The sequence below is a fragment of the Bradyrhizobium sp. i1.15.2 genome (assembly GCF_040548425.1).
Lineage (GTDB): Bacteria > Pseudomonadota > Alphaproteobacteria > Rhizobiales > Xanthobacteraceae > Bradyrhizobium > Bradyrhizobium canariense.
The window spans coordinates 360124-385174 of sequence record NZ_JBEPRQ010000001.1 but is presented as its reverse complement, the minus strand read 5'-3'; the positions used below and the strand labels follow the sequence as shown (position 1 = coordinate 385174).

General features: G+C 64.8%; 25 protein-coding genes, 1 other RNA gene and 1 pseudogene. 10 read left to right on the top strand and 17 right to left on the bottom strand.

Annotation, left to right across the window (positions count from 1 at the left end; translation table 11 throughout):
- The first annotated feature begins 67 nt into the window (after window positions 1-67).
- Window positions 68-577: a TIGR02281 family clan AA aspartic protease gene (locus tag ABIB80_RS01880; protein ID WP_219682997.1), complete on the top strand. Its 510-nt coding sequence runs from the start codon at window positions 68-70 to the stop codon at window positions 575-577.
- A gap of 189 nt (window positions 578-766) precedes the next feature.
- Window positions 767-2266, top strand: a complete 1500-nt coding sequence (locus ABIB80_RS01875; RefSeq protein WP_219682996.1) for a phosphomannomutase/phosphoglucomutase — start codon at window positions 767-769, stop codon at window positions 2264-2266.
- Between the two features lie 144 nt (window positions 2267-2410).
- On the opposite strand, the gene ABIB80_RS01870 is transcribed toward ABIB80_RS01875, so the two are convergent.
- From ABIB80_RS01870 to ABIB80_RS01830, 9 genes are all read right to left on the bottom strand, one after another.
- On the bottom strand, window positions 2411-2920 hold the full coding sequence (locus ABIB80_RS01870) for an Lrp/AsnC family transcriptional regulator (RefSeq protein ID WP_354126968.1): 510 nt from the start codon (window positions 2918-2920) through the stop codon (window positions 2411-2413).
- A gap of 67 nt (window positions 2921-2987) precedes the next feature.
- Window positions 2988-3941 carry a sugar kinase gene (locus ABIB80_RS01865; RefSeq protein WP_354126967.1) on the bottom strand — a complete coding sequence of 318 codons (954 nt, stop codon included), beginning with the start codon at window positions 3939-3941 and terminating at the stop codon, window positions 2988-2990.
- Between the two features lie 8 nt (window positions 3942-3949).
- Window positions 3950-4888 (bottom strand): NAD(+) diphosphatase, encoded by a 939-nt coding sequence (nudC, locus tag ABIB80_RS01860; protein ID WP_354126966.1) that lies wholly within the window; start codon window positions 4886-4888, stop codon window positions 3950-3952.
- Between the two features lie 11 nt (window positions 4889-4899).
- Window positions 4900-5319 carry an HIT domain-containing protein gene (locus tag ABIB80_RS01855; protein ID WP_007597711.1) on the bottom strand — a complete coding sequence of 140 codons (420 nt, stop codon included), beginning with the start codon at window positions 5317-5319 and terminating at the stop codon, window positions 4900-4902.
- A 278-nt stretch (window positions 5320-5597) separates the two neighbouring features.
- A complete protein-coding gene (locus tag ABIB80_RS01850) occupies window positions 5598-6725 on the bottom strand; it encodes a muconate cycloisomerase family protein (protein WP_354126965.1) in 1128 nt (375 codons plus the stop codon).
- Entirely contained in the window at window positions 6722-7477 is a 756-nt protein-coding gene (locus ABIB80_RS01845) for an SDR family NAD(P)-dependent oxidoreductase (protein ID WP_007597709.1), read from the bottom strand. The genes ABIB80_RS01850 and ABIB80_RS01845 overlap by 4 nt, the downstream gene beginning before the upstream one ends.
- Window positions 7477-8274, bottom strand: a complete 798-nt coding sequence (locus tag ABIB80_RS01840) for an amino acid ABC transporter ATP-binding protein (RefSeq protein WP_354126964.1) — start codon at window positions 8272-8274, stop codon at window positions 7477-7479. Before ABIB80_RS01840 ends, ABIB80_RS01845 begins: the two co-directional genes overlap by 1 nt.
- Window positions 8271-8933 (bottom strand): amino acid ABC transporter permease, encoded by a 663-nt coding sequence (locus ABIB80_RS01835; RefSeq protein ID WP_354126963.1) that lies wholly within the window; start codon window positions 8931-8933, stop codon window positions 8271-8273. The genes ABIB80_RS01840 and ABIB80_RS01835 overlap by 4 nt, the downstream gene beginning before the upstream one ends.
- 223 nt (window positions 8934-9156) lie before the next feature.
- The gene (locus ABIB80_RS01830) at window positions 9157-10002 is read right to left on the bottom strand and encodes a transporter substrate-binding domain-containing protein (RefSeq protein WP_035993754.1); all 846 of its coding nucleotides are present in this window, start codon (window positions 10000-10002) and stop codon (window positions 9157-9159) included.
- 193 nt (window positions 10003-10195) lie between these two features.
- Between ABIB80_RS01830 and ffs the strand changes: the two genes are divergently transcribed.
- The 5 genes from ffs to ABIB80_RS01805 all read left to right on the top strand — a co-directional run bounded on the left by ffs (window position 10196) and on the right by ABIB80_RS01805 (window position 13626).
- An RNA gene (gene ffs / locus ABIB80_RS01825) (signal recognition particle sRNA small type) lies at window positions 10196-10292 on the top strand.
- Between the two features lie 94 nt (window positions 10293-10386).
- Window positions 10387-12204 carry a DNA polymerase III subunit gamma/tau gene (locus ABIB80_RS01820; protein WP_007597705.1) on the top strand — a complete coding sequence of 606 codons (1818 nt, stop codon included), beginning with the start codon at window positions 10387-10389 and terminating at the stop codon, window positions 12202-12204.
- 24 nt (window positions 12205-12228) lie between these two features.
- Entirely contained in the window at window positions 12229-12558 is a 330-nt protein-coding gene (locus ABIB80_RS01815) for a YbaB/EbfC family nucleoid-associated protein (RefSeq protein WP_007597704.1), read from the top strand.
- Between the two features lies 1 nt (window position 12559).
- Complete coding sequence (gene recR / locus ABIB80_RS01810; protein ID WP_007604678.1) at window positions 12560-13162, top strand: recombination mediator RecR; 603 nt, start codon at window positions 12560-12562, stop codon at window positions 13160-13162.
- 26 nt (window positions 13163-13188) lie between these two features.
- The gene (locus tag ABIB80_RS01805) at window positions 13189-13626 is read left to right on the top strand and encodes a hypothetical protein (RefSeq protein ID WP_354126962.1); all 438 of its coding nucleotides are present in this window, start codon (window positions 13189-13191) and stop codon (window positions 13624-13626) included.
- A gap of 130 nt (window positions 13627-13756) precedes the next feature.
- Here ABIB80_RS01805 and ABIB80_RS01800 read toward each other — a convergent pair whose 3' ends face one another.
- The 3 genes and pseudogenes from ABIB80_RS01800 to ABIB80_RS01790 form a co-directional block, all read right to left on the bottom strand.
- On the bottom strand, window positions 13757-15121 hold the full coding sequence (locus ABIB80_RS01800; RefSeq protein WP_354126961.1) for an AmpG family muropeptide MFS transporter: 1365 nt from the start codon (window positions 15119-15121) through the stop codon (window positions 13757-13759).
- A 118-nt stretch (window positions 15122-15239) separates the two neighbouring features.
- Window positions 15240-15536: pseudogene (locus ABIB80_RS01795) on the bottom strand (GIY-YIG nuclease family protein); the annotation flags it as partial.
- Between the two features lie 88 nt (window positions 15537-15624).
- A complete protein-coding gene (locus ABIB80_RS01790) occupies window positions 15625-16824 on the bottom strand; it encodes a DNA recombination protein RmuC (protein ID WP_354126960.1) in 1200 nt (399 codons plus the stop codon).
- Window positions 16825-16994: 170 nt separating this feature from the next.
- Here ABIB80_RS01790 and def point away from each other — a divergent pair, with 170 nt between their 5' ends.
- From def to truA, 3 genes are all read left to right on the top strand, one after another.
- On the top strand, window positions 16995-17519 hold the full coding sequence (def, locus tag ABIB80_RS01785; RefSeq protein ID WP_219682519.1) for a peptide deformylase: 525 nt from the start codon (window positions 16995-16997) through the stop codon (window positions 17517-17519).
- A 207-nt stretch (window positions 17520-17726) separates the two neighbouring features.
- The gene (gene fmt, locus ABIB80_RS01780; protein ID WP_354126959.1) at window positions 17727-18662 is read left to right on the top strand and encodes a methionyl-tRNA formyltransferase; all 936 of its coding nucleotides are present in this window, start codon (window positions 17727-17729) and stop codon (window positions 18660-18662) included.
- 120 nt (window positions 18663-18782) lie between these two features.
- The gene (truA, locus tag ABIB80_RS01775) at window positions 18783-19520 is read left to right on the top strand and encodes a tRNA pseudouridine(38-40) synthase TruA (protein WP_219682528.1); all 738 of its coding nucleotides are present in this window, start codon (window positions 18783-18785) and stop codon (window positions 19518-19520) included.
- Between the two features lie 167 nt (window positions 19521-19687).
- On the opposite strand, the gene dapE is transcribed toward truA, so the two are convergent.
- The 5 genes from dapE to argB all read right to left on the bottom strand — a co-directional run bounded on the left by dapE (window position 19688) and on the right by argB (window position 24920).
- The gene (gene dapE / locus ABIB80_RS01770) at window positions 19688-20866 is read right to left on the bottom strand and encodes a succinyl-diaminopimelate desuccinylase (RefSeq protein WP_354126958.1); all 1179 of its coding nucleotides are present in this window, start codon (window positions 20864-20866) and stop codon (window positions 19688-19690) included.
- Window positions 20867-20877: 11 nt separating this feature from the next.
- Window positions 20878-21723 carry a 2,3,4,5-tetrahydropyridine-2,6-dicarboxylate N-succinyltransferase gene (gene dapD, locus ABIB80_RS01765; RefSeq protein ID WP_354126957.1) on the bottom strand — a complete coding sequence of 282 codons (846 nt, stop codon included), beginning with the start codon at window positions 21721-21723 and terminating at the stop codon, window positions 20878-20880.
- A gap of 245 nt (window positions 21724-21968) precedes the next feature.
- A complete protein-coding gene (locus ABIB80_RS01760) occupies window positions 21969-22661 on the bottom strand; it encodes a pyrimidine 5'-nucleotidase (RefSeq protein ID WP_354126956.1) in 693 nt (230 codons plus the stop codon).
- 199 nt (window positions 22662-22860) lie between these two features.
- Window positions 22861-23847, bottom strand: a complete 987-nt coding sequence (locus tag ABIB80_RS01755) for a DUF1036 domain-containing protein (protein ID WP_354127106.1) — start codon at window positions 23845-23847, stop codon at window positions 22861-22863.
- Window positions 23848-24032: 185 nt separating this feature from the next.
- Window positions 24033-24920: an acetylglutamate kinase gene (argB, locus tag ABIB80_RS01750; protein ID WP_007597683.1), complete on the bottom strand. Its 888-nt coding sequence runs from the start codon at window positions 24918-24920 to the stop codon at window positions 24033-24035.
- Window positions 24921-25051: the final 131 nt, after the last annotated feature.

Below are 25051 nucleotides of genomic sequence, written 5' to 3'. Positions count from 1 at the left end.
CGCAGCGTCGCTCGCGGACAGGCCTGCCGCGTGGTGAAATCGAGGCTTCCGGCTCGGAACTGGTGTGATGCGTAACATAATGATCTTCGCGGCGATCATGATCGGCCTCGGCACCTTCATGGCGCAGATGGCGGACAGGATGAGCTCCGCCTCGGCGACGTCGGTGCCGCGCACGGTAGCAGTCGCGTCCATCGCGCCGGCCGGCGGCCGCAGCCTCAACATCCCTCGCGACGGCCGCGGCCACTTCCAGACTGAAGGCCGGATCGAAGGCCAGCGCATCGGCTTCATGGTCGACACCGGCGCCTCCGTGGTTGCGCTGAACGAGACCTCGGCCGCCCGCTTCGGCCTGCGCCCCTCGCGCAGCGATTACAACGCCACCGTCTCCACCGCCAACGGCACCATCAAGGCCGCGCGCACCCGCATCGCCATGCTCGATATCGGCGGCCTAATCGTGCGCGATGTCGATGCCATGGTGCTGCCCGACGAGGCGCTGTCCGAGAACCTGCTCGGCCTCTCCTTCCTCTCCCGCCTCAGGCGTTTTGAGTACGCCAACGGTCAGATGGTGCTGGAGCAGTAAGGGTCTCCCAAAGGCTCCAGCGACCACATATTTCAAGAAAATCTCTATTTTGACCGCTCTCGCGGCCAGATTTCCCCGTTACCAAACTGCCGCAATTATCATCCATAAGCTGCCATTCCCGCCTTCCGCTGCAGCCCGGCATTCGCTAAGGCTGCATCAAATCTGGCTCTTTTTCACGAGACCGTCTCCATGTTCCCCAAGCCGAAATCCGTGTTGCTGCCCAACACCTATGCCTTCGAATCCGAGCCGATGGTGAAGGCCACGGGCTTTCGCGAATACGACGCGCGCTGGCTGTTCCAGAAGGAAATCAACCTGATGGGAATCCAGGCGCTCGGCATGGGGCTGGGCGCGCTGATCGCGGAGCTCGGCGTCAGCCAGGAGATCGTCACGGGTCATGATTTCCGCGGCTATTCGGCCTCGATCAAATATGCGCTGATCTCCGGCCTGATGGCGGCAGGCTGCAAGGTGCACGACATCGGGCTCGCGGTGACGCCGATGGCCTATTTCGCGCAGTTCGACCTCGACGTGCCCTGCTGCGCCATGGTCACGGCCTCGCACAACGACAATGGCTGGACCGGCGTGAAGATGGGCGCCAACCGCCCGCTGACCTTCGGCCCCGACGAGATGACGCGGCTGAAGGAAATCGTGCTCGGTGCCGAGTTCAAGAACAAGGCTGGCGGCTCCTATCAATTCCATGAGAATTATCCGGCGCGCTACATCGCCGACCTCACCAGCCGTCCGAAGCTGAAGCGCAAGCTCAAGGTGGTCGCGGCCTGCGGCAACGGCACCGCGGGCGCGTTCGCGCCGCAGGTGCTGGAGGCGATCGGCTGCGAGGTGATCCCGCTCGACACCGAGCTCGACCACACCTTCCCGAAATACAATCCGAACCCCGAAGACATGGAGATGCTGCATGCGATCCGCGACGCGGTGCTGCAGCACAAGGCGGATGTGGGCCTCGGCTTCGACGGCGACGGCGATCGCTGCGGCGTCGTCGACAACACCGGCGAGGAGATCTTTGCCGACAAGGTCGGCGTGATGCTGGCGCGCGACATGTCCGCGATCCACAAGGACGCGCAGTTCATCGTCGACGTGAAGTCGACCGGCCTGTTCATCACCGATCCGGTGCTGCAGAAGCAGGGTGCAAAAACCACCTACTGGAAGACCGGGCATTCCTACATGAAGCGCCGCACCCATGAGACGGGTGCGCTCGCCGGCTTCGAGAAGTCCGGCCATTTCTTCTTCAACAAGCCCTATGGACGCGGCTACGACGACGGTCTCGTCTCGGCGCTCGCGATCTGCGACATGCTCGATCGTGCCCCCGGCAAGTCGATGGCCGATCTCAAGAACGCGCTGCCGAAGACCTGGTCGTCGCCGACGATGTCGCCGCATTGCGGCGACGAGGTGAAGTACGGCGTCATCGACAAGGTGGTGAAGCACTTCGAGGGCTTGCAGGCCAAGGGCGCCAAGATCGGCGACCAATCGATCCGCGATCTCGTCACCGTCAACGGCGTCCGCGTCACGGTGGAGGACGGCAGCTGGGGTCTGGTGCGGGCCTCCTCCAACAAGCCCGAGCTCGTCGTCGTGGTCGAGAGCCCGGTCTCCGAGCAGCGCATGCACGACATGTTCGAGATGGTGAACAGCGTGCTGCGCACCCATCCCGAAGTCGGCGAGTACAATCAGAAGATTTGAGGTGCGAGGCTAGCCTCACTTGCTGTCATGCCCCGGCTTGACCGGGGCATCCAGTACGCCGCGGCTCATCCGTACCCCATCGTCGTCTCTGGAATACTGGATCGCCCGGTCAAGCCGGCGATGACAGTTTGCGTGTGGTGAGCCTTAACCCGCCACCACAGCCGGGATCGGCAGCGCGGTGACTGACTTGATCTTCTCCATCGCGAAGCGCGAGGTGACGTTCTTCAGCGGCACGGCGCTGATCAGCTTCTTGTAGAACACGTCATAGGCCTGCATGTCGGCGACGACGACGCGCAGCATGTAGTCGACGTCGCCGGCCATGCGATAGAACTCCATCACCTCGGGCATGGCGCTGACGGCTTCGGCGAACTTCTTGAGCCAGGCGTCGGAATGGTCGGAGCTCTCGACCGACACGAACACCGAGATGCCGAGCCCGATCTTGTTCTGGTCGACCAGCGCCACCCGCTTGGTGATCACGCCGTCGGCTTCCAGGCGCTGGATGCGCTTCCAGCAGGGGGTCGAGGACAGGCCGACGCGGTCGCCGATCTCGGCGACGGAGAGGGAGGCATCATCCTGCAGCACCATCAGAATCTTGCGGTCGATGGCGTCGAGGCGGCGGCTGGTCTCGGGGAGCGGGACGGCGAGATCGGTCATTTGAAGAACTTTGTTCCATATCAAGGGTCGTTTTTCCTGATATAGAGAAAATCCTTCTATAGCAAGTCTATAATCTCGGCATCCGTCCGAGCGTCGTCCCGCGCGGCATGTTCAAAAGCTCTTCAACTTCAACGCGTTGCGGAGCGGCCAGGCCGCCGCCGTGACGGGTGCATTTCAGCGCCGCGGCGGCCGCGGCGAATTGCAGCGCCTGCCGCACGCCGCCGCCTTCGGCAAGGCGAAGCGTGAAGGCGCCATGGAAGACGTCGCCGGCGCCGAGCGTATCGACGGCCTGAACCGGAACCGCCGGCGTCTGCTCCAGTTCGCCGCTCTCGTTCAGCCAGATCGTGCCACGCGGGCCGCGGGTGGCAGCGAGGAAGGCGGGCGTGAGTCCGGCCAGGCGCTGCAACGCCTCGCCGTCGTCAGGGATGCCGGCTGTCTCCTGTACCTGTTCGCTGGCGAACAGCAGGTGCGAGGCGGCCGTGAGCAGTCCGTCCTGCAACGATATCGCGCGGTCGACGCCGACGATGACGGCAATGCCGCGCCGGCGTGCCTCAGTGCAGAGATCCGTGCAGAACGATGCGCAGCGGCTCTCGACGAGGACCGCCTGACAATCGGCGAGCAGCTTGTCGGCGTCGGGCAGCTCGACTGTCCACAGCGCCGGATCGCGATAGATCGTGAGCGTTCGCTCGCCCGTCGCATCAATGATGATGGCAGAGACGGGCGTGGTCGCATCAGGTATGCGCACGATATGGCTTGTGTCGATATTTTCGGATCTCATGCGCTCGAGAATGAAGCCGCTCGACGTCTCCTGCGCATCGCCCATGGGGCCGGCGAAGGAGACGCGGCCACCAAGCCGCGCGATGGCGATCGCGGCATTGAGCGCATTGCCGCCGCAGATCTCCGCAAGGTGCGTGGCGTTGGCCTTGCTGCCGCGCGCGGGCACTGCCTCGACACAAAAGGTCAGGTCGCGCACGGGAATGCCGATGCAGAGGATGCGCGGCGCGATGATAGAGTGCGCCATCGGCGGTCTCAGCTCTTGTCGTGCACCCAGCGGCCGAGCAAGTGATGGGCGATGGCGAACGGGTGCGGACCGGCGAGCCCGTCGGGATGGGTCCGCGTCAGCATCAGGGCGGCCTCCTCGCGCGTGAACCAGCGCGCATCCTCCAGCTCGGAATGATCGACGACGATGTCCTCGCTCACGGCCCGCGCGCTGCAGCCGATCATGAGCGACGACGGATAGGGCCAGGGCTGGGTCATGTAATACTGCACGTCGGTGCAGCGGATTCCGGATTCTTCGAGGATCTCGCGGCGTACCGCGTCCTCGATGGTTTCGGCGGCCTCGACGAAGCCGGCGAGGCACGAATACATGCCGGGCGGAAACTGCTTCTGGCGGCCGAGCAGGCACCTTTCGCCGGAGGCGACGTGCATGATCACGACGGGATCGGTGCGCGGGAAATGCTCGGCCTTGCAGCTCGGGCACTCCCGCTTCCAGCCGCCTTCCTTCATCGCGCTGCGCGTGCCGCAATTGGCGCAATAACCATGGCGCTGATGCCAGCTCACCATCGACTTCGCCATCGCGATCGCCGACAGCTCCTGCGGCGGCACCGCGCCCTGCATCGCCATGCCGCGCAGCTCACTGAGGGCGTAGTCTTCGCGCCCGATCAGCTTCTCGGACGCGGCCTGCGACAGGCCCATCCCGAACATCGCGGCGCCATCGCGCAAGCCTAAGAAGATCGTGCCGGGATTGGCGCCGCATTTCAACGCCTCGTCGATTCCGAGCAGCGCGCGCACCTTGTCGCCTTCGCGCTTCACCAGCAGCGAGTCGCGGTAGACCACATAGGCGCGCGAGGTCGGCTTCTGCTCCATCGCGAACAGCTTTTCGTCGTCGCGGCGCAGATGCGCGGCGCGGTCGAGAATGTTGGTGACGAAGGCCGGCTGCCCCAGCGGAAACGAGTCGAATGCTGACATCTATTGTTCTTTCAACCCAACCAGATCTTGCGGCGAAGCGCGCTGATGAAACTCTGCACCTCGGTGGCGTCGTGCGCCAAGGGCTGCATCACGCCCCAGACCGGCCGCGGCCAGGCGGCGTCACTGGTGCGGCGCGCGATGATGTGGACGTGAAGCTGGGGCACGAGGTTGCCCAGTGCCGCGATGTTGAGCTTGTCGCATTGGGTGATCTCCTTCAGCGCGCGCGAGACGCGGGAGATCTCGGTCATCAATTGCGCCTGCTGCACCTCGTCGAGGTCGATGATCTCGACCGTATCCGCGCGCCGCGGCACCAGCAGCAGCCAGGGATAATGCGCGTCCTTGATGACCAATACCTTGGACAGCGGCAAATCGCCGATGTCGATGGTGTCCTCTTTCAGGCGGGAGTGCAGCGACCAGGCGGGTTCGGGCATGAAGATTTCCGGATGGCCCGACGGGAATCGGGCATGGCGGGGCGGAACCCCTGAATATTTGCTCCGACCATACGACAGCGATTCCGATAGGGGAAGGATGGCGCTCCGCAGGGGCCGCATACGCGATCGTCGTCCTGGACAAGCGCAGCGCAGATCCAGGACCCATTACCACAGGATTGGGCTTGGCGAAGATTCGGGGTTTACCGACTTCGTGCCACAAACTTCTCCTTGGGGTAATGGGTCCTGGCTTTCGCCAGGACGACGGTGGGGGCGTGCTTTTACGCCTCCGCCAGCACCCGCGCATTGGCGCGGACCGAGGCTTCGCTGACGCGGATGCCGAGGCCCGGGCCGTCGGGCACCACGACGTGGCCGCCGCGATTGGCGACGCGCTCTTCCAGCACGTCCTCGGTCAGCACATGGTGCGGCATGTAGAATTCGCAACCGAGCGAGATTCCCGGCGTCGCCGCGATCAGCTGCGTGCCGGCGGCGAGCCCGATGCCGCCCTCCCACAGTGTGCCGCCGTAGCCGGGCAGGCCGGCGATGTCGGCGATCGCCATGATCGCCTGCGCCTCGAACAGGCCGCCGGCCTTCATCAGCTTGATCGAGACGGCATCAGCCGCCTCGCGGCGCACCACCTCCATCATGTCGCGGCGGTCGAAACAGCTTTCGTCGGCGAGCACGGGCGTCTCCAGCGCCGCGGTGAGCTGCGCCATCACGTCGAGATATTTGCGGGGTACCGGCTGTTCGATGAAGGTCGGCGCAAACTGCTCGACGTCGCGCAGGATCTTGACCGCGCCGAACGGCGCCAGCGCCTGGTTGTAATCGACGCGAAGATCGACCTTGTCGCCGAATTCTTTCCGGATCGCCGCAAGATGATCGAGATCCTCGCGATGCGACTTCACGCCGGTCTTGACCTTGTAGATGACGTTCCCGTCCGGAACCATCTTCCGCATGCGTTCGAGATCGGCAGTGAAATCCGGATCGGCGATGGAGAACGACAGCGGGATCGTGTCCCGCACGCGGCCGCCGAGCAGGTCAGCGACCGAAAGTCCCGAGGACTTGCCGACGATGTCGAGCAGCGCCATTTCGATCGCGACCTTGGCTTCGGCATGTCCGACCAAGGCACGATCGAGCTCGGCCATCAGCGCGCGGATGCGACGCACCGACTTGCCCATCACGATCGGCCGCAAATAGATGTCGAGCGCGGAGAAGGCTGCTTCCGGCGTTCCCGTGAACACTTCCCACGGTGCCGCCTCGCCCCAGCCGATCACGCCGTCGCTCGACGTCAGTTCGAGCAGCACGCGTTTCACCGTGCCCTTGACGTTGCCAACGCCCTGGAGGCGCGCCATCTTGATCGGGCTCTCGATCAGGAACAGCCTGAGACGTGCGACGGTCGCTTCGGTCATGTCAGGCCTCCATTGACGTGCCAGACCTGGCCGGTGACGTAGGATGCTTTCGGGGAGGCCAGAAAGGCGATGATCTCGGCCACTTCCTCCGGCCGCCCGCGGCGGTTCATCGGGATCAGTGCTTCGGTCGCCGCGATCTGCTCGGGTGACAGCCGGCTTTCGCTGGGCTTGTCCTTGATGATCAGGCCCGGCGCGACGGCGTTGACGGTGATGCCCTCCCCGGCGAGCTCGACTGCGGTGAGGCGCACCAGCGCTTCGAGCGCGGAGCGGCTCGCGGCCGTCGCTGCAAAGGGTGCGAACTCCGGCCGGATCGCGTGCGCCACGAACGACGACACTGCCACGATCCGCGCATCTCGTCCCGCACGCAGCAGCGGGAGCGCGGCGTCCACCAACCGCGTGAACGCCAGCGCCGATTCATCCATCGCCTTGCGGAACTGATCCGCCGGCGTACCGATGGCGCTGCCGCGGCGGGCATGGCCGCCGACCAGGATCAATCCGTCGAGCCGGCCGAAGGCGCTTTGCGTAGCGGCGAGGGCGTCGGTGACCGCGGCCTCCTCGGCGAGATCGCCGAGGCATTTTGCGACGATCGCACCTTGCGCTTCGGCTTCCGCGGCCGTGACGTCGAGACCCTCTGCGTTCGAGCGCGTGTGGAGCAGCAGCGCCGTGCCGGGCGTTGCGAGCAGTCTTGCGGTGGCGCGGCCGATGCCGCTGGCGGCGCCGGTGACGAGATAGACGCGGTTGATATCGGACATCACGATGCCGTTGTGGCCGGCGGCAATGCGCCGGTGCGGTGGAAATGGCTAAGGAAGGCGCGGGTCGCAGCTTCTCTTGGATTGTCGATCACCTGCCGCGCCGGGCCTTCCTCGATCACGACGCCGTCGCGCATGAAGATCAGACGGTCGGCGACTTCGCGGGCAAAGGCGATCTCGTGGGTCACGATCACCATGGTCATGCCCTCCGACGCCAGCTGCTGGATCACGGCGAGCACCTCGCCGACAAGCTCGGGATCGAGTGCGGAGGTGGCTTCGTCGAACAGCATCACGTCCGGCTCCATGGCAAGCGCCCGGGCAATCGCGACGCGCTGCTTCTGTCCGCCGGAGAGCGTTGCCGGATATTGGTCGGCCTTCTCTGCAAGGCCCACCTTGACGAGTTGCGCTCGTGCGAGTTTCTCGGCGTCCGCCCTGGCCATGCGCCGCACCGTGACCGGTCCCTCCATCACATTCTGGAGCGTCGTCATGTGCGGGAACAGGTTGAAATGCTGGAACACCATGCCGGTGGTGGCGCGGAATCCTGCCAGCGTCTTCACGTCGGGCAGCTTTGTGCCTTGTCCGAACGAAAAGCTCGTGTCGCCAACGCGGACGCTACCGCCGTCGGGCGTCACCAGGAGGTTGATGCAGCGGAGCAGCGTCGATTTGCCGGAGCCGGACGGGCCGATCAGCGCGACGACGCCGCCCTTGGGGACATCGAGGCTGATGTTCTTCAGGACTTCGTTGCTGCCAAAGCTCTTGCGCAGCGCCCGGATCTCGATCTTGGAAGAGGTGTCGCTCATTCGCCGACCGCCAGTCGCTTCTCGCCGCGCCGGACCATGATGGTGAGGGGAATCAGGATCGCCGCATAGGCAACCGCGACGGCGGTGTAGGTCTCCAGCGGACGGTAGCTGTCATGGGCGGCGACCTGGCTCTGATAGACCAGGTCGGGCACCGCCAGCACCGAGACCAGCGAGGTGTTCTTGAACTGGATGATCGACTGGTTCATCAGCGCCGGGATCATGCGCTTGATCGCCTGCGGCAGCACGATGCGCCGCATGCTCTGGCCTGGGGTCATGCCGAGCGCGGCGCCGGCTTCGGACTGGCCGCGATCGATCGAGATGATGCCGCCGCGGATGATCTCCGAATAGAACGAACCGCCATAGAGCGAGAGCGCCAGCGCCGAGGCCGTGATCGGCGTCATCTCGACGCCGGCCAGGATCGGCAGCGCGTAATAGAACCAGATCAGCTGCACCAGGATCGGCGTGCAGCGGAACGCCTCGATGAAGGTGAGCGCGAGAAGGCGCACCGCGCGAAAGCGCGACAGGGTCCCGAACGCGCCGAACAGGCCGAAGACGAGGCCGAGCACAACGATGACCAACGTGAAGCCAACGGTGACGCCGAGCCCGTTGAGAAAGAGCCAGCGATAGCTCCAGAGGATGCCGAAATCCCACTGATACATATTATCTTGGACCTCAGTCGCGCGCGAATTGAAGACAGTCGAGCCGCATGCTCGGTGCACCTCTCCCGCTTGCGGGAGAGGTCGGCGCGAAGCGACGGGTGAGGGTTCTATCCTCTTGGGGAGTCTCCCTAGAGGAGACACCCTCTCCCCAACCCTCTCCCGCAAGCGGGAGAGGGGGAGCACAGGCGCTCGGGGATCCAGCCCGATCCAAATTCAGCATACCTTACAACGACACGCCCGGCGGGATGTCCGCCTCGGTCACGCCCACCAGCTCCATATTGGTGATGATCGCGTTGCGGATGAAGCCGAGGCCCTTGTTGAAGTCGATCCAGGTGTTGACGTAGTCGCGCCAGGTCTTGTCGGTCTCGCGGCGGAAGCCGGCGTTCGACGTCGTCGCAAAGATCGGCGTCGGCAGCACGAACTGGCCGAGCGAGGGGTTCTTCTTCAATACCGTCAGCGACAGCATGGTGATCAGGCACTGCGCGTCGACGCGGCCGGTCTGCAGCGCGGCGGTGGCGTCATCGGCAGTCTTCAGCCGCGAGATCTGCGCCTTAGGCGTCAGGCGGCTGACGACCTGGTCGTGCGACGAGCCCTGGTCGACCGCGATCTTGACGTCGGGCGAGTTCAGCTCGGCCCAGCTCTTCGGCTTGAAGTCCTTCTTGCAGAGGATACCGAAGGCGTTGTTGAAGACCGGCACCGAGAAGTCGACCACCAGCGCACGCTTCGGAGTCGGGTTGAGGCCGAAGAAGATGTCGATCTTGTTGGACTGCAGGTCGAGCACCGAATTGCCCCAGGTGGTCTCGGTGATCTCGAGCTCGGCCTCCATGTCCTCGGCAAGCGCCTTGGCGATGTCGACGTAAAATCCCTTCCACTGGCCCGTCGAAAGATCCTTCATGTAATAGGGCGCGCCGCCGCCGACCGCGCCGATGCGCATCTTCTTGGTGCGGCGGATGCGGGCGAAGGTCGATTCATTGGAATCGGCGGTCTGCGCCACGGCCGGGGAGGCCAGCGTCGCCGCAGCCATCGCGCCAAGTCCGACAATCGATGCAACATCACGACGTGTAACCATTGGGATCAATCGCTTTTCTGTTGGAAGGGGTTCCGGCAGCGTTCTTACCAAGGCGCCTCCGGCAGTGAAAGCACAGCCTATCGGCTAGGCAGACCGGGAATTGCCCGGATGCTGGGCAAGCCACCACGAAGCCCAGCCTGTTCAAGCCGATACCCGCTTGCTTTCCGGTCCTTTTGGCCCCAAATAGGGACCGGGAGATTGGCGGTGGACGAGCCACTCGCCAACCGGGTCAGGTCCGGAAGGAAGCAGCCCTAACGAGGTCCGGATCGGGTCGCTCGTCAGTCTCCTACCTGTTTTTCCGAGCGAATTGCGCCGGCGGCTCGGGCCGCCAGCGCGCTCCTTTCCGCAAAGCCGGCCGAAAGACACTTCATTGCGGATCGACCGATGACCGACGCTGGCGCCCCTCCCAACCCTCACAGCGCCGGCCAGGCCAGCACGCCCTACCGGGTGCTGGCGCGGAAATACCGTCCTTCAAGCTTCGACGATCTGATCGGCCAGGAGGCCGTGGTCCGCACCGTCTCCAATGCGTTCGAGACCGGCCGCATTCCGCAGGCCTGGATTCTCACCGGCGTCCGCGGGGTCGGCAAGACCACCACCGCGCGCATCCTTGCCCGTGCGCTCAACTACGAGATGCCGGATGGCTCGGTGAAGGGCCCGACGGTCCAGATGCCGACGCTCGGCGTGCATTGTCAGGCGATCATGGAAAGCCGGCACATGGACGTGCTGGAGATGGACGCGGCCTCGCATACCGGCGTCGACGACGTTCGTCAGATCAATGACAGCGTCCGCTACGCGCCGGCCAGCGCCCGCTACAAGGTCTACATCATCGACGAAGTCCACATGCTGTCGACAGCGGCGTTCAACGCCTTCCTGAAGACGCTGGAGGAACCGCCGGAGCACGCCAAATTCGTGTTCGCCACGACGGAGATCCGCAAGGTTCCGGTGACCGTGCTGTCGCGCTGCCAGCGTTTTGACCTGCGCCGCGTCGAGGCCGACGTGCTGATGAAGCATCTCGCCAACATCGCGGCCAAGGAAAACGTCGAGATCGAGCCTGAAGCGCTCGGCATCATCGCGCGCGCCGCGGAAGGCTCGGTGCGCGATTCGCTCTCGCTGCTCGATCAGGCGATCGCGCATGCGGCGGGCACCGTGAAGGCCGATGCCGTCAGGCAGATGCTGGGGCTCGCCGACCGCACCCGTGTCATCGATCTTTTCGATTCTCTGGCGCGTGGCGACATCGCATCCGCGTTCAGGGAGTTCCGCGACCAATACGACGTCGGCGCCGATCCGATCGTCGTGCTCTCGGATCTCGCCGAATTCGTCAATTTCGTCACCCGCGTGAAGATCGTGCCGGCGACCGCCGACAACGTCGCCTATGGCGAGACCGAGCGTGTGCGCGCACGGGATTTCGCCTCGAAGATCTCGATGCGCGTGCTGTCGCGGATGTGGCAGATGCTGCTCAAGGGCATCACCGAGGTGCAGGCCGCGACGCGGCCCGCGGCTGCCGCCGAGATGGTGCTGGTGCGCATCGCCTATGTCGCCGACCTGCCGACGCCGGACGAAGCGATCAAGATGCTGGAGCAGAACGGCGGCGGTTCGCCGGTCGTGAGCGGCGGCGGTGCCACGCGCAGCGCGCCGGCCGGGCCGGTGGCGTCCGCGGCTCCAGTTCGCATTCCGACATCGTCGCCGTCCTCCTTCGGCGGCGGTGGTGCCCGTCCGCAGATGGCAACGCCCGCGCCGGATCCGCAAGCTGCCGCGCCCGTGTTGCGCGTCACGAGCTTCACCCAGCTCGTTGCGCTGGCCGGGCAGAAGCGCGACCTCCTGACCAAGGGCGCGCTCGAAGGCGACATGCGCCTCGTCCGTTTCGAGGAAGGCCGGCTGGAAGTCGCGCTCGAGCCCAACGCCTCCAAGACCATGATTTCCGATCTCGCGCGCAAATTCGAGCTCTGGACCGGACGCCGCTGGACCGTGATCGTCTCCAACGAGCCGGGCCAGCCCACGCTGCGCTCGGTGAACCAGGCGGCCAAGCAGGAACATGCGCGCACCGCCGAGGCCGATCCGCGCGTGCGCGAGGTGCTGTCGCGTTTTCCGGGTGCGAAGGTCGTCGAGGTCCGCAGGCTTGCCCCCGAGGCGCCGGAATCCGATATTAATGCCGACTATGGCAGTGACGATCCGCCCGACGGTTCCGACGGCGACGATCTCTAGAGCCGATTTTCAAGGACAGCACCGATGGTCGATATATTCGGCATGATGAAGCAGGCGCAGCAGCTGCAATCCAAGATGCAGGAGATGCAGGATCAGCTCGCCAACGTCGAGGTCGAGGGCATCTCCGGCGGCGGTCTCGTCGCTGTGCGCATGACCGCGAAGATGGACGTCAAGGGCGTCAAGATCGATCCTTCGCTGATGAAGGCGGAAGAGCGCGAAGTGCTCGAGGATCTGCTCGTCACCGCGTTCGGCGAGGCCCGCCGCAAGGCGGAAGCCGCTATGCAGGAGAAGATGCAGTCGCTCACCGGCGGGCTCGGCCTGCCGCCGGGGCTGTCGGGGCTGTTCGGCCAGTAGGATGGGCGCTGTTGCGGGTCCTGAAATCGAGCGGCTGGTCCAGCTTCTCGCGCGGCTGCCGGGCCTCGGCCCGCGCTCGGCGCGGCGCGCCGCGCTGCATCTGATCAAGAAGCGCGAAGCGCTGATGATGCCGCTGTCCTCGGCCATGCAGGTCGCGCTCGAGAAGGTCCAGGTCTGCAAGACCTGCGGCAACATCGACACGCAAAGTCCCTGTACGGTCTGCACCGATCCGAGGCGCGATCCCTCGATCATCGTCGTCGTCGCCGACGTTGCCGATCTCTGGGCGCTGGAGCGGGCCAATGCCACTCAAGGGCGCTATCACGTGCTGGGCGCGACATTGTCGCCGCTCGACGGCGTCGGTCCGCAGGACCTCACCATCGAAGCGCTGGTGGCGCGCGCGCATGAGGCGCAGGTGCACGAGGTCATCCTGGCGCTGAATGCCACGGTCGACGGCCAGACCACGGCCCATTACATCACCGACCTGCTTCAGGACGCCAACGTAAAAGTAACCCGGCTCGCCCATGGTGTGCCGGTCGGCGGCGAGCTTGATTATCTCGATGAAGGCACGCTATCGGCCGCGATGCGGCAGCGTACCCTGTTCTAGCCATCCAGACTCACGGAACGGACGACATGACGAAACTTTTCGCCACACGATGGGCTTTGGTCGCGACGATGGCGATGCTGGCGACGCCGGCCATCTCCGCGCAGCAGGACGATGGGGCTCCGCCGCCGTCGAAGCCCGGCAAGCCGATCAATGCCGGCGAGGTGCTGTCGGGCGAGCTGAACACGATGAAAGTGCGCGACGTCAAGAACGTCGGCAAGCGGGTTGCGATGTACCAGATCACCTCCGAGCCGCGCCGGCTGCCGCCGCCGAACGGGCTGTGCAACCTCGAGACCGGCCCCGAAACCTTCCAGCTCGTTCCCAGCGGCGACGCCCAGGCCGCGCAGTTGAAGACGTTCGCCGGCAAGGAGATCTCGGTCAAGGTCGACGAGATCGCCTGCGCCAGCGATCCCGGCCAGATGAGCGAGGCCGTGATCACGAAGTGGAGTTTGATCAAGAAGCAGTAGCGGGGTGGGCGCGCTACCCTCTCCGTTCGTCATTGCGAGGAGCTCTTGCGACGAAGCAATCCAGATCGTGTCCGCGGCGGCAGTCTGGATTGCTTCGCTTCGCTCGCAATGACGAGGAGAGAGGGCAGTGTCAAACCCTGACCGGCCCCAACGCATCGAAATGCCCGCGCTTCTGCAGCCAGGCCAGCAGCACCAGGCTCGGGATCGCCACCAGCATGCAGATCACGAAGAACAGCGGCCAGCCGGTGGTATCAGCCACGAAGCCGGCGCCTGACGAGAGATAGGTCCGCCCCACCGCGGCAAGCGCGGTGAGCAGCGCATATTGCGTCGCCGTGTGCAGCGGGTTCTGGCAGAGCGCCGAGAGATAGGCGACGAAGATCACCGTGCCGATGGCGCTGGTGAAGTTCTCACAAGTGATGGCGAAGGCGAGCGCCCATTGGCTGGTGCCGACGAAGGCGAGCCAGGAGAAGGAGAGGTTCGCGAGCGCCTGCACCACGCCGCCGATCCAGAGGCTGCTCGCGAGCGAATAGCGCCGGGCGACGAAGCCGCCGGCAAAGCCGCCGATCAGCGTCGCAGCGAGGCCCACACCCTTCACGATCGCGGCATAGTCGTTGCGGGAGAAGCCGAGGTCGATCACGAACGGCGCGGTCATCGTGCCGGAGAAGGCGTCGGTGAACTTGAACAGCACGACGAAGGCGAGTGCCGCAAGCGCGTCCTTGCGCGTCAGGAATTCCGAGAAGGCGCCGATCGCCGCGTGCAGCACGCGCGCGAACGCGGTTTGCGTCTGCGTCGCAGCTTCCGCCCGCACCGACTGCTCGGGTTCGGTCGCGATCAGCGCCGTGATCGTCCCGATCAGCACCATCGCCGCCATCACCACATAACCCCACATCCAGGCGGATGTGCGGGTGATGCCGGTGCTCTCGAAGCCCGACACAATGAACAGCGCGCCGGCGGTCGAGACCAGCATGCCGATGCGATAGGCCGCGACATAGGATGCCATGCCGGCGGCCTGCTCGCTTTCCGGCAGGCTCTCGACGCGGAAGGCATCGACCACGATGTCCTGCGTCGACGAGGCCGTCGCCACCAGCAATGCGCCGAGCGCGACATAGAACGGCGAGCGCGCGGGATCGGTCAGCGCCAGCAGCAGGATCGCGACGATCAGCAGCAATTGCGAGAACAGCAGCCAACCGCGTCGTCGCCCGAGCGCACGCGTGAACAGTGGCACATGCATCGCATCGACCAGCGGCGCCCACAGGAATTTCAGCGTGTAGGGCGTGCCGACCAGCGCAAACAGCCCGATGGTCTTGAGATCGACGCCCGACTCCCGCATCCACACCAACAGCGTCGAGCCCGACAGCGCCAGCGGCAGCCCGGACGAGAAGCCGAGGAACAGCACGATCAGCACCCGCCGTTGCAGGTAAACGGCAAGGCTGTCACGCCAGGAGGTGGGGGTCGTATCGGGCCTGGCGGGGGAGGTCGCGTCGGGTGCGGTCATGGGGTGGTGTTAGCAGATTCTGGCCGCCACAAGTGAGGTGTCGCTCCTGCCGGCCAAAGAGGAGGTGTCGTCGCCCGGCTTGACCGGGCGACCCAGTATTCCAGAGGCCGGCATTATGGGGGCCAGCAATCCCCGAATAGAGATCGTTCCAATCCGGATTGTCTTTCTCGATCAACGCGATCTTCCAATCGCGCTTCCACTTCTTCAGCCGCTTCTCCCGTTCGATCGCATTCTCGGGGTCGTCGATCTGCTCGAAGTAAACGAGCTTCACGACATCGTAGTCTTTCGTGAAGCTCTCGATCAGTTTCAACTTGTGCTCTGCCACCCGGCGGATGAGATCGTTCGTTACGCCAATATAAAGCGTGCCACCCATCTTGCTGGCGAGAATGTAGACGTAGTAGCAGCGAGCGCCCATCTGCCGCCTCTGGGATACTGGGTCGCCCGGTCAAGCCGGGCGGCGACAGCGAGATTGAGGCGGCAGGTTACCGCATCTCAGCGTAGAATCACTCCCCCGCCTGGAGCTTCCTCGGGAACAGCTCGGCAGCGCCGGTCGCCACCAGATGCGGGGCTTCGGGCGCATCGGTCTTGCTGAAATCGAGCTCTTCGATGCGCCCGGCGCGCTTCTCGATCTTGTCGGCGGAGATCAGGATCTGGCGGACGTCTTCGTTGGCGTCGGCAAAGTGTTTCTGCAATTTCAGCACGCGCTCGCGCAGGCGGCCGAGATCGTCGCCGAGCTTGATCACCTCGGTCTGGATCTGGTCGGCGGCATCGCGCATGCGCGCGTCCTTCATGATCTGCTGCATCACCTGGATCGCGAGCATCAAGAGCGACGGCGACACCAGCACGACGCGGGCGCGATACGCCTTCTGGATCACGTCGTCGAAACCGTCGTGAATTTCGGCGTAGACCGATTCCGACGGCACGAACATCAGCGCCATTTCCTGGGTCTCGCCGGCGACGAGATATTTTTCGGCGATGTCGCTGACGTGCTTCATCACGTCGCCGCGCAGCCGCTGCGTGGCGATCCGCTTTTCCTCATCGGTGCGCGCATCATGCAGCGCGGTCATCGCTTCCAGCGGAAATTTCGCGTCGATGCAGAGCGGCCGCTGGTCGGGCAGGAACACGACGCAGTCCGGACGCTTGCCGGTCGAGAGCGTGAACTGGAACTCGTAGGCGCCCTTCGGCAGACCGTCCTGGACGATCGCCTCCATTCGCGCCTGACCGAAGGCGCCGCGCGACTGCTTGTTGGCGAGCACGTCGCGCAGGGTCGTCACCTGCGTGGTGAGGTCGGTGAGGTTCTTGTGCGCGCTGTCGATGATGCCGAGCCGCTCGTGCAGCGCGCGCAGGCTCTCCATGGTGTTGCGGGTGGTGTGCTCCATGGATTGACCGACCCGGTGGGTCACCGAATCCAGCCGCTCGTTGACCGCGCGTGCCATGTCTGCCTGGCGGCCGGCCAGCGTCTGGGTCATGGCATCGACCCGCCCCGAAGCCTCGCTCTGGGCATGCAGCATCTGGCTGATGCGCTCCTCGAGTTCGTCGGCGCGGATCGCGTTGGCCATCGCGAGTTCCGCGCCGCGCCGCCCCGAGCGTGCAATCACCACGGCGATGACCGCCAGCAGGATGAGGACCAGCGCGCCGAAGCCGATCAGCGCGTCCACCGTGCGCACCGGCCAGTCGCCAGCCGTGAAAATGATCTCGTTCATGCCTGCCCTTCTAGCCGATTCGCACTGTGGCACGAACGAATAGCGAACATTTCGAGGTAATGCCCTGTTAATTTTGATGGTTAACGAAACCCGAAGTTTTATGGTTAGCGGAGGGTTAACGGGTTCCCGGCCGCATTGACCGCATCGAACGCGCGGCTTAAATCGCGGCCATGGCCCTCAGAGAAATCATCATCCTGCCCGACAAGCAGCTGCGTCTGGTCTCCAAGCCGATCGAGAAGGTCACGCCGGAGATCCGCAAGCTTGCCGACGACATGTTCGAGACCATGTACGACGCGCCCGGCATCGGGCTCGCGGCGATCCAGATCGCGCAGCCGTTGCGGCTGATCACCATGGACCTCGCCAAGCCCGACCAGGACGGCGAGACCAAGCCCGAGCCGCGCGTCTTCATCAATCCGGAAATCATCGCCTCCTCGGAGGACCTGTCGGTCTACGAGGAAGGCTGCCTGTCGATCCCCGAATATTACGAGGAGGTCGAGCGTCCCGCGAAGGTGCGGGTGCGCTACATCGATCTGGACGGCAAGGTGCATGAGGAGGACGCCGAAGGCCTCTACGCCACCTGCATCCAGCACGAGATCGACCATCTCAACGGCGTGCTGTTCGTCGACTATCTGTCGAAGCTCAAGCGCGACCGCGTGCTGAAGAAATTCGAGAAAGCCGCCAAGCGCGGCGAGTGAGTAAGGTTTAGTGCTGCCTCACACTCCCCTGCGCTCCCTCCCCCCTTGTGGGGGAGGGCGGGGGAGAGGGGTAGCCCAGACGGAAGTCTCTCCGTCATCTGAATCAGGTGCGTGCCGCGAAACCTCAAACCGAGAGAGCGCGTCGTGTGGCACCCCTCTCCCTAACCCTCCCCCACAAGGGGGGAGGGAACGTACCGAGTCCTTGTCATGCCCCTCCGCCTGATCTTCATGGGCACGCCCGATTTCTCCGTGCCGACGCTGCTCGAGCTCGTCGCGCACGGCCACGAGATCGCGGCCGTGTATACGCGCGCGCCGAAGCCCGGCGGACGGCGTGGCCTGCAATTGCAGCCGACCCCGGTGGAAGAGGCCGCGCGAAAGCTCGGCGTGCCCGTGCTGACGCCGAAGACGTTGAAGACGCCGGAGGCGCGGGAAGAATTCCGCGCCTTCGACGCCGATGCGGCCGTCGTCGTCGCCTATGGCATGATCCTGCCGCAGGCGATCCTCGATGCGCCAAAGCTCGGCTGCTACAATCTGCACGCTTCGCTGCTGCCACGCTGGCGCGGTGCTGCTCCCATCAATCGCGCGATCATGGCCGGCGATGCCGAGAGCGGCGTGATGGTGATGAAGATGGATGTTGGCCTCGACACCGGCGACGTCGCCATGGCGGAACGGCTCGCGATCACGGACAATATGACCGCGCTCGATCTGCACGATCGTCTGGCCCGGCTCGGTGCCGATCTGATGGTGCGCGCCATGGCCGCGCTCGACCGCGGCGGACTTCAGCTCAAGCAGCAGAGCGAGGATGGCGTCACCTACGCCGCCAAGATCGACAAGGCCGAAGCGCGGATCGACTGGACCAGGCCCGCGCGCGAGGTGCTGCGCCATATCCACGGCCTGTCGCCGTTTCCCGGCGCCTGGGCCGAGCTCACCGGCGTGAGCGAGAACGCGCGCGTAAAAATCCTGCGTTGCGAACTGGCGATAGGCGCGGGCGCACCCGGCGAGGTGCTCGACGATCACCTCACCATTGCCTGCGGCGAAGGCGCAATCCGCCTGATCGAGCTCCAGCGCGAAGGCAAGGCACGCATGCAGGCCGCGGATTTCCTGCGTGGCGTGCCGTTGAAGCCCGGCGCCAAATTCACCTGACGCTGTCATACCCCGCGAAGGCGGGGTATCCAGTACGCCGAGGCTTCTCGGTCGAACGGATAGGCTGCGGAGTACTGGATCGCCCGGTCGAGCCGGGCGATGACAGCGAAACTGGACAAGATGCCCCGCTACAAGCTCATCATCGAATATGACGGCGCGCCGTTCTTCGGCTGGCAGGTGCAGGAGACGCTGCCCTCGGTGCAGGGCGCGCTGGAAGCGGCGGTGAAGGCGATGACCGGCGCGGATGCACGCGTGCACGGCGCCGGGCGCACCGATGCCGGCGTGCATGCGCGCGGCCAGGTCGCGCATGTCGATATCGACAAGCAGTTTCCGCAGGGCCGTTTTCGCGACGGCTTGAATGCGCATTTGCGCCCGCATCCCATCGCCGTGCTCGAAGCCGATATCGTGCCGGAGACTTTCGAGGCGCGCTTCTCGGCCATCAAGCGCCACTATCGCTACCGCATCGTCAACACCCGCGCCAATCTCGCGCTCGATGCCGGCCACGCCTGGCGTGTGCCGCGCCGGCTCGATGCCGATGCGATGCATGCGGCGGCACAACGCCTGCTCGGCAAGCACGATTTCACCACCTTCCGCGACACCGAGTGCCAGGCCAGGTCGCCGGAGAAGACGCTCGATCAACTCGACGTGCTGCGCGACGGGCGCGAGATCACGATTCTCACCTCGGCGCGCTCGTTCCTGCACAGCCAGGTGCGCTCGATGGTGGGGTCGCTGATGTGGGTCGGCGAAGGCCGCTGGACCGCCGAAGATCTCTCCGCAGCGCTCGCTGCACGCAACCGCGCCGCCTGCGGCATCGTCGCCCCGCCGGACGGGCTGTATCTGATGCAGGTGGATTACTGATTGGGGTGAGGGCGCGCGCTCTCGCTACATCCACCACTGTCATGCCCCGGCTTGACCGGGGCATCCAGTACGCCGCGGCCTCTCGGCTCAGTCACTGCCGTCTCTGGAATACTGGATCGCCCGGTCAAGCCGGGCGATGACAGCGGAGTTTGGGCGGGCAGAAGAGCCTACCCAAAATACCGCGTCAAAATCCCGCGATACACCTTGGTCAGCTGCTCCAGGTCCCTGACCGGCACGCGCTCGTCGACCTGGTGCATGGTCTGGCCGACCAGGCCGAACTCGATCACCGGGCAATAGCTCGAGATGAAGCGCGCATCCGAGGTGCCGCCTGAGGTCGACAGCTCCGGCTTGCGGCCCGTCACTTCCTCGATCGCGGACACCGCGAGTTCGGTGAACGGGCCAGGCTTGGTCACGAACACGTTCGAGTTCGAGGGCTCCCAGACGATGCGGGCGCGGATCCGGTTGCCGCAGGCTTTGGTCAGCCGCGTCTCGACCAGCTCGCGCAGGCTCGCCTGGGTGTGATTGTCGTTGTAGCGGATGTTGAATTTTGCGCGGGCCTGGCCCGGGATGACGTTGTTGGCGGTGTTGCCGACGTCGACCGAGGTGAATTCGAGATTGGAGGCCTGGAACTGCGCGCTGCCATGGTCGAGCGGCTCATCCGAGATCGCCACGATCAGCCGCGAGATATCAGGCACCGGATTGGCGGCGCGGTGCGGATAAGCGACGTGGCCCTGCACGCCGTCGACATACAGCGTGCCGGATTGCGAGCCGCGGCGGCCGACCTTGATGGTGTCGCCGAGGGTCTCGACATTGGAGGGCTCGCCCAGCACGCAATGGTCGAATTTCTCGCCGCGCTCCGCCGCCCACTTCAGCAGCTTGATGGTACCGTTGATGGAGACGTCTTCCTCGTCGCCGGTGATCAGGAACGAGATCGAACCCGAGCCCGATTTTTGGCCGTCGCTGCGTGGCTTGCCGCCGTTCGCGGCGAGATGCTCCAGCACCGCGGCGACCGAGCAGGCGATGCCACCCTTCATGTCGACCGCGCCGCGGCCGTGCAGAAAGCCGTCCTTCACCTCGCCGGAGAATGCACCGACGCTCCAGGCGCTCTCGTCGCCCGGCGGCACCACGTCGGTGTGGCCGGCAAAGGTGATGTGCGGCCCGTCAGTGCCGATCCGCGCATAGAGATTGTCGACGTCGGCGGTGCCGGGCTCGCTGAAGGTGACGCGGTGGCATGTGAAGCCGGCCGCGTTGAGGACTTGTTCGAGCACGCCCAGCGCACCGGCATCGGCCGGAGTTACCGAGGGACAGCGGATGAGATCGCGGGCAATCGAGAGAGCATCGGTCATGCGCGCCCCAATCAATCCCGCAGCAGCTCGTTGATGCTGGTCTTGGAGCGCGTGCGCTCGTCGACGCGTTTGACGATGACGGCGCAGGCGGTGCTCGGGCCGATCTGGCCGTTCTTCATGGGCTTGCCGGGCAGCGCGCCGGGAACGACGACCGAATACTCAGGCACTTCGCCGATGAAGATCTCGCCAGTGTCGCGGTCGACGATCTTGGTCGAGGCACCCAGGAATACGCCCATCGACAGCACCGCGCCCTTGCGCACGATCACGCCTTCGGCGACCTCGGAGCGCGCGCCGATGAAGCAATCGTCCTCGATGATCACGGGCTCGGCCTGCAGCGGCTCGAGCACGCCGCCGATGCCGACGCCGCCGGAGATGTGCACGCGCTTGCCGATCTGCGCGCAGGAGCCGACCGTCGACCAGGTGTCGATCATGGTGGATTCATCGACATAGGCGCCGAGATTGACGAAAGACGGCATCAGCACGACGTTGCGGGCGATGAAGGCCGAGCGGCGCACGATGGCGCCGGGGACGGCGCGGAAACCGGCGTCGCGAAAACGGTTCTCACCCCAGCCGTCGAACTTCGAGGGCACCTTGTCCCACCAGGTCGCCTTGCCGGGGCCGCCGGGAATGGCGCCCATGTCGTTGAGGCGGAACGAGAGCAGCACCGCCTTCTTCAGCCATTGATTGACCTTCCACTTGCCGTCGGTGCCGCGCTCGGCAACGCGGGCCTCGCCCTTGTCCAGAATCTCCAGCGCGTGATCCACGGCCTCGCGGACCTCGCCCTTGGTCGAGGTCGAGACGCCGTCGCGCGCCTCGAAGGCGCCGTTGATGGTGGATTCGAGGGCGGACAGGGACATCGGGATTTCCTCAAAGGCGGGCGGGAATTTGCGGTGATTTGGAGCGCTTTTTCGGGATTTGGGAGGACGGAGTCAAGGCAAACTCAGTGTCGTCCTCCATCGTCGTCCTGGACAAGCGAACAACGTGAGCGCCGACCCAGGACCCATTACCCCTGGGAGGTGTTTGGCGAAGGCTGGTAGTTATCAGCTCGCGCCAAATTCCACCCCGGGATAATGGGTCCTGGCTTTCGCCAGGACGACAGCGGTTATTTGGGAGACAGCCTGCCCAAAAAACCCGCGAGATCATCCGTGACATGGTCGACATGGGCGGCATCACGGCCCGCCAATTCCCAGTCCTCGCGCACGACCTCTTTCGTCCCATCCGGTATCACCAGCACGGTGGTCATGCCGAGTTCGTGCGGGACGGTGAGGTTGCGGGCGAGGTCTTCGAACATCGCGGCGCGGGTCGGATCGACCGAATGGTCGGCGAGAAACTTGCGGTAGGTCTGCGGCGCCGGCTTCGGCTCGAAGTCGGCGGCGATGATGTCGAACACGCCGTCGAAATGCGTGGCAAAGCCGAGCCGCGCCAGCACCGCATCGACATGATCGACCGAACCGTTGGTCAGGATCAGCTTTCGTCCCGGCAGTTTTGCGATGGCCTCGCCCAGCGCCGGGTTCGGCTCTAGCGGAGAGTGGTCGATCTTGTGGACATAGGCGAGATAGTCGTCGGCGCGGACGCCATGCAGGGTCATCATGCCGCGCATGGTGGTGCCGAAGCGCTGGTAATAATCCTTCTGGATCTTGCGCGCTTCCACCGCTGTCAGATCGAGCCAATTGCAAACGAACTCGGTGATCCGCGCATCGACCTGTTGCCACAGATTGACGTGGTGCGGATAGAGCGTGTTGTCGAGGTCGAACACCCAGGTGTCGATATGGCCGAAGGCACGGGGGGATTTCATTTTCACTCTCTATCCGTTGACCGCGGCGGCGCCCCACCCTCAATCGTCGTCCTGGCGAAAGCCAGGACCCATACTCCGTGACCGATCATTGGGGCACGCTAGTCGTCGTTCTTCGCCAAACGCGATCCTGGGGTCATGGGTCCTGGCTTTCGCCAGGACGACAGCGGAGTGCATGGCACCGGTACGATCACAAAAGCAATCACGGCATCGCAAACCGCAGCGTCTTGCCGCCGCTCGACATGTCCACCGCGCCAAAACCCGTCGCCGCGAAGCCGCGCGCGCCGCAGTCGGTCTGCTCGTTGGTCTCGAACTTGGTCTCGCGCGTGCAAAGCTGCTTGTCGCCGCCCCAGTTCAGCGGCTTGTCCTTTAGCTTGACGATTCGGTTGTCGGCGTCGATGGCTTCCGCGAAGCTGAAGATCTGCTTCGGCTGGCCGCTCACATCGGGGTGCAGGCAGGTCTTGGGGTCGATGCGATACCAGCCGCGGCTGGTCACCGCCTTGCCGTCGTCGGTGGCAACCGCCGCCATTACCTTGTGCGTGGTGTCGTTGCACCAGGTGAGGCCGGTCGCAGACGGCGTCTGCACGGCATCGACCATGGTCTTGAAGAAGTTCGGCGACGACAGGATGTCGGACGACAATCCGCGGCTCTTCAGGAAAGCGGCCAGCGCGCCTTGCGTCTTCGGCCCGTCGACGCCGTCGATTGGCGCGGCGTCGTAGCCTGCGATCACCAAAAGCCGCTGGATGCCGGCGAGGCGAGCCTGCTCGTCGTCATATTCGGAGTCCTCGGCGAGATAGGCGACGAAATTGCCGTCCGCGCCTTGCGTCGGCGTGATCTGGGTGAAGGCGGCCTGGGTCTGGCCACTGCGGCACTGCCGCGCGGCCGCGATGACGAAATTGTCCTGCGCGACGCACAGCGTGTCGCTGCCGTTCTGCGGGATCGGGGAGGCGCCGTAGACGCCAAGCGCGCGGGCGTTGAGCAGGATGCGGTCGGCGGAGAGCGTGCCTTGCACCACCACGCGGCAGGTGGCGGGGTCGATCCTGAACCAGCCACGCGTCGCGGTCGCCGCCTTGTCGTCGATGCCGATCGCGGCCTCGACGACATAGGACATGCGGTTGCAGATTTTCAAGTCGGCGAACGCCGGTGCGGAGGAGAACACGAACGAGATGGCTGCGGCAGGGAGCGTCATCAAGAAACGGCTCAAGGTCGAGCGGCGATGCCGCCGAGTCCTCAACTCGTCATGCCCGGGCTTGTCCCGGGCATCCACGTTCTTGGCGCGGGACGAAAGGTCGTGGATGGCCGGGACATCTTCGCGAAGACGCGCTTCGCGCTGTTGCCCGGCCATGACGGCTTTCATGCGTGGCGCCTCTCGCATCACTTGTGGATCAGCGTGCCCGTGCCGGTGTTGGTGAAGAGCTCGAGCAGCACCGCGTGCTGCATCTTGCCGTCGATGATGACGACACCCTCCACGCCCTGTTCGAGCGCATAGATGCAGGTCTCGACCTTGGGGATCATGCCGCCGGAAATGGTGCCGTCGGCGATCAGCTTTCGTGCGTCCTTCACCGAGAGCTGCGGGATCAGCTTCTTGGATTTGTCGAGCACGCCCGGCACGTCGGTGAGCAGCAGCAGCCGCTTCGCTTTCAGCGCGCCGGCCACAGCGCCGGCGAAAGTGTCGGCGTTGACGTTCAGCGTCTGGCCCTCTTTCGAGGTCGCGAGCGGTGCCAGCACCGGGATCAGCTCGTAGCCGATCAGCTGGTTGAGCAGCGTGAGATCGACTTTCTCGGGATCGCCGACGAAGCCGAGATCGACCGCCTTCTCGATGTGCGAGTCCGGATCCATGATGGTGCGCGTCGTCTTGGACGCCTTCACCATATTGGCGTCCTTGCCTGATAGCCCCACGGCCTTGCCGCCGGCCTCGTTGATGTAGCCGACGATCTGCTTGTTGACGGAGCCGGCGAGCACCATCTCGACGATCTCGATGGTCGCGGCATCGGTGATGCGCAGGCCGGCTGCGAATTCCGAGACGATGCCGAGGCGCTTCAGCATGGTCGCGATCTGCGGGCCGCCGCCATGCACCACCACCGGATTGATCGCGGTCTGCTCGAGCAGCACGATGTCGCGGGCGAAATTCTTCGCGGTCTCCTCGTCGCCCATGGCATGGCCGCCATACTTGATGACGATGGTTTCCTCGTCATACTGCTGCATGTGCGGCAGCGCTTCGGACAGGATGCGGGCCTGGTCGAGCGGGGAGATTTCGGTCATGAGGCGGATCTCGCTGGCGGGATACTCGGGCCGCGTTCTATCCGATTGGCGGGCGGGGCGCAAAGTGGTCTTCGTCCCCCACACGCAGCCGCGTAGCCCGGATGGAGCGCAGCGTAATCCGGGAATCTACC

Bases quoted from the DNA above. Each gene is read 5' to 3' on its own strand.
- ABIB80_RS01880 (WP_219682997.1), top strand. From the start codon at position 68: ATGCGTAACATAATGATCTTCGCGGCGATCATGATCGGCCTCGGCACC.
- ABIB80_RS01875 (WP_219682996.1), top strand. From the start codon at position 767: ATGTTCCCCAAGCCGAAATCCGTGTTGCTGCCCAACACCTATGCCTTC.
- ABIB80_RS01870 (WP_354126968.1), bottom strand. From the start codon at position 2,920: ATGACCGATCTCGCCGTCCCGCTCCCCGAGACCAGCCGCCGCCTCGAC.
- ABIB80_RS01865 (WP_354126967.1), bottom strand. From the start codon at position 3,941: ATGGCGCACTCTATCATCGCGCCGCGCATCCTCTGCATCGGCATTCCC.
- nudC (WP_354126966.1), bottom strand. From the start codon at position 4,888: ATGTCAGCATTCGACTCGTTTCCGCTGGGGCAGCCGGCCTTCGTCACC.
- ABIB80_RS01855 (WP_007597711.1), bottom strand. From the start codon at position 5,319: ATGCCCGAACCCGCCTGGTCGCTGCACTCCCGCCTGAAAGAGGACACC.
- ABIB80_RS01850 (WP_354126965.1), bottom strand. From the start codon at position 6,725: ATGACCGAAGCGACCGTCGCACGTCTCAGGCTGTTCCTGATCGAGAGC.
- ABIB80_RS01845 (WP_007597709.1), bottom strand. From the start codon at position 7,477: ATGTCCGATATCAACCGCGTCTATCTCGTCACCGGCGCCGCCAGCGGC.
- ABIB80_RS01840 (WP_354126964.1), bottom strand. From the start codon at position 8,274: ATGAGCGACACCTCTTCCAAGATCGAGATCCGGGCGCTGCGCAAGAGC.
- ABIB80_RS01835 (WP_354126963.1), bottom strand. From the start codon at position 8,933: ATGTATCAGTGGGATTTCGGCATCCTCTGGAGCTATCGCTGGCTCTTT.
- ABIB80_RS01830 (WP_035993754.1), bottom strand. From the start codon at position 10,002: ATGGTTACACGTCGTGATGTTGCATCGATTGTCGGACTTGGCGCGATG.
- ABIB80_RS01820 (WP_007597705.1), top strand. From the start codon at position 10,387: ATGACCGACGCTGGCGCCCCTCCCAACCCTCACAGCGCCGGCCAGGCC.
- ABIB80_RS01815 (WP_007597704.1), top strand. From the start codon at position 12,229: ATGGTCGATATATTCGGCATGATGAAGCAGGCGCAGCAGCTGCAATCC.
- recR (WP_007604678.1), top strand. From the start codon at position 12,560: ATGGGCGCTGTTGCGGGTCCTGAAATCGAGCGGCTGGTCCAGCTTCTC.
- ABIB80_RS01805 (WP_354126962.1), top strand. From the start codon at position 13,189: ATGACGAAACTTTTCGCCACACGATGGGCTTTGGTCGCGACGATGGCG.
- ABIB80_RS01800 (WP_354126961.1), bottom strand. From the start codon at position 15,121: ATGACCGCACCCGACGCGACCTCCCCCGCCAGGCCCGATACGACCCCC.
- ABIB80_RS01790 (WP_354126960.1), bottom strand. From the start codon at position 16,824: ATGAACGAGATCATTTTCACGGCTGGCGACTGGCCGGTGCGCACGGTG.
- def (WP_219682519.1), top strand. From the start codon at position 16,995: ATGGCCCTCAGAGAAATCATCATCCTGCCCGACAAGCAGCTGCGTCTG.
- fmt (WP_354126959.1), top strand. From the start codon at position 17,727: ATGCCCCTCCGCCTGATCTTCATGGGCACGCCCGATTTCTCCGTGCCG.
- truA (WP_219682528.1), top strand. From the start codon at position 18,783: ATGCCCCGCTACAAGCTCATCATCGAATATGACGGCGCGCCGTTCTTC.
- dapE (WP_354126958.1), bottom strand. From the start codon at position 20,866: ATGACCGATGCTCTCTCGATTGCCCGCGATCTCATCCGCTGTCCCTCG.
- dapD (WP_354126957.1), bottom strand. From the start codon at position 21,723: ATGTCCCTGTCCGCCCTCGAATCCACCATCAACGGCGCCTTCGAGGCG.
- ABIB80_RS01760 (WP_354126956.1), bottom strand. From the start codon at position 22,661: ATGAAATCCCCCCGTGCCTTCGGCCATATCGACACCTGGGTGTTCGAC.
- ABIB80_RS01755 (WP_354127106.1), bottom strand. From the start codon at position 23,847: ATGACGCTCCCTGCCGCAGCCATCTCGTTCGTGTTCTCCTCCGCACCG.
- argB (WP_007597683.1), bottom strand. From the start codon at position 24,920: ATGACCGAAATCTCCCCGCTCGACCAGGCCCGCATCCTGTCCGAAGCG.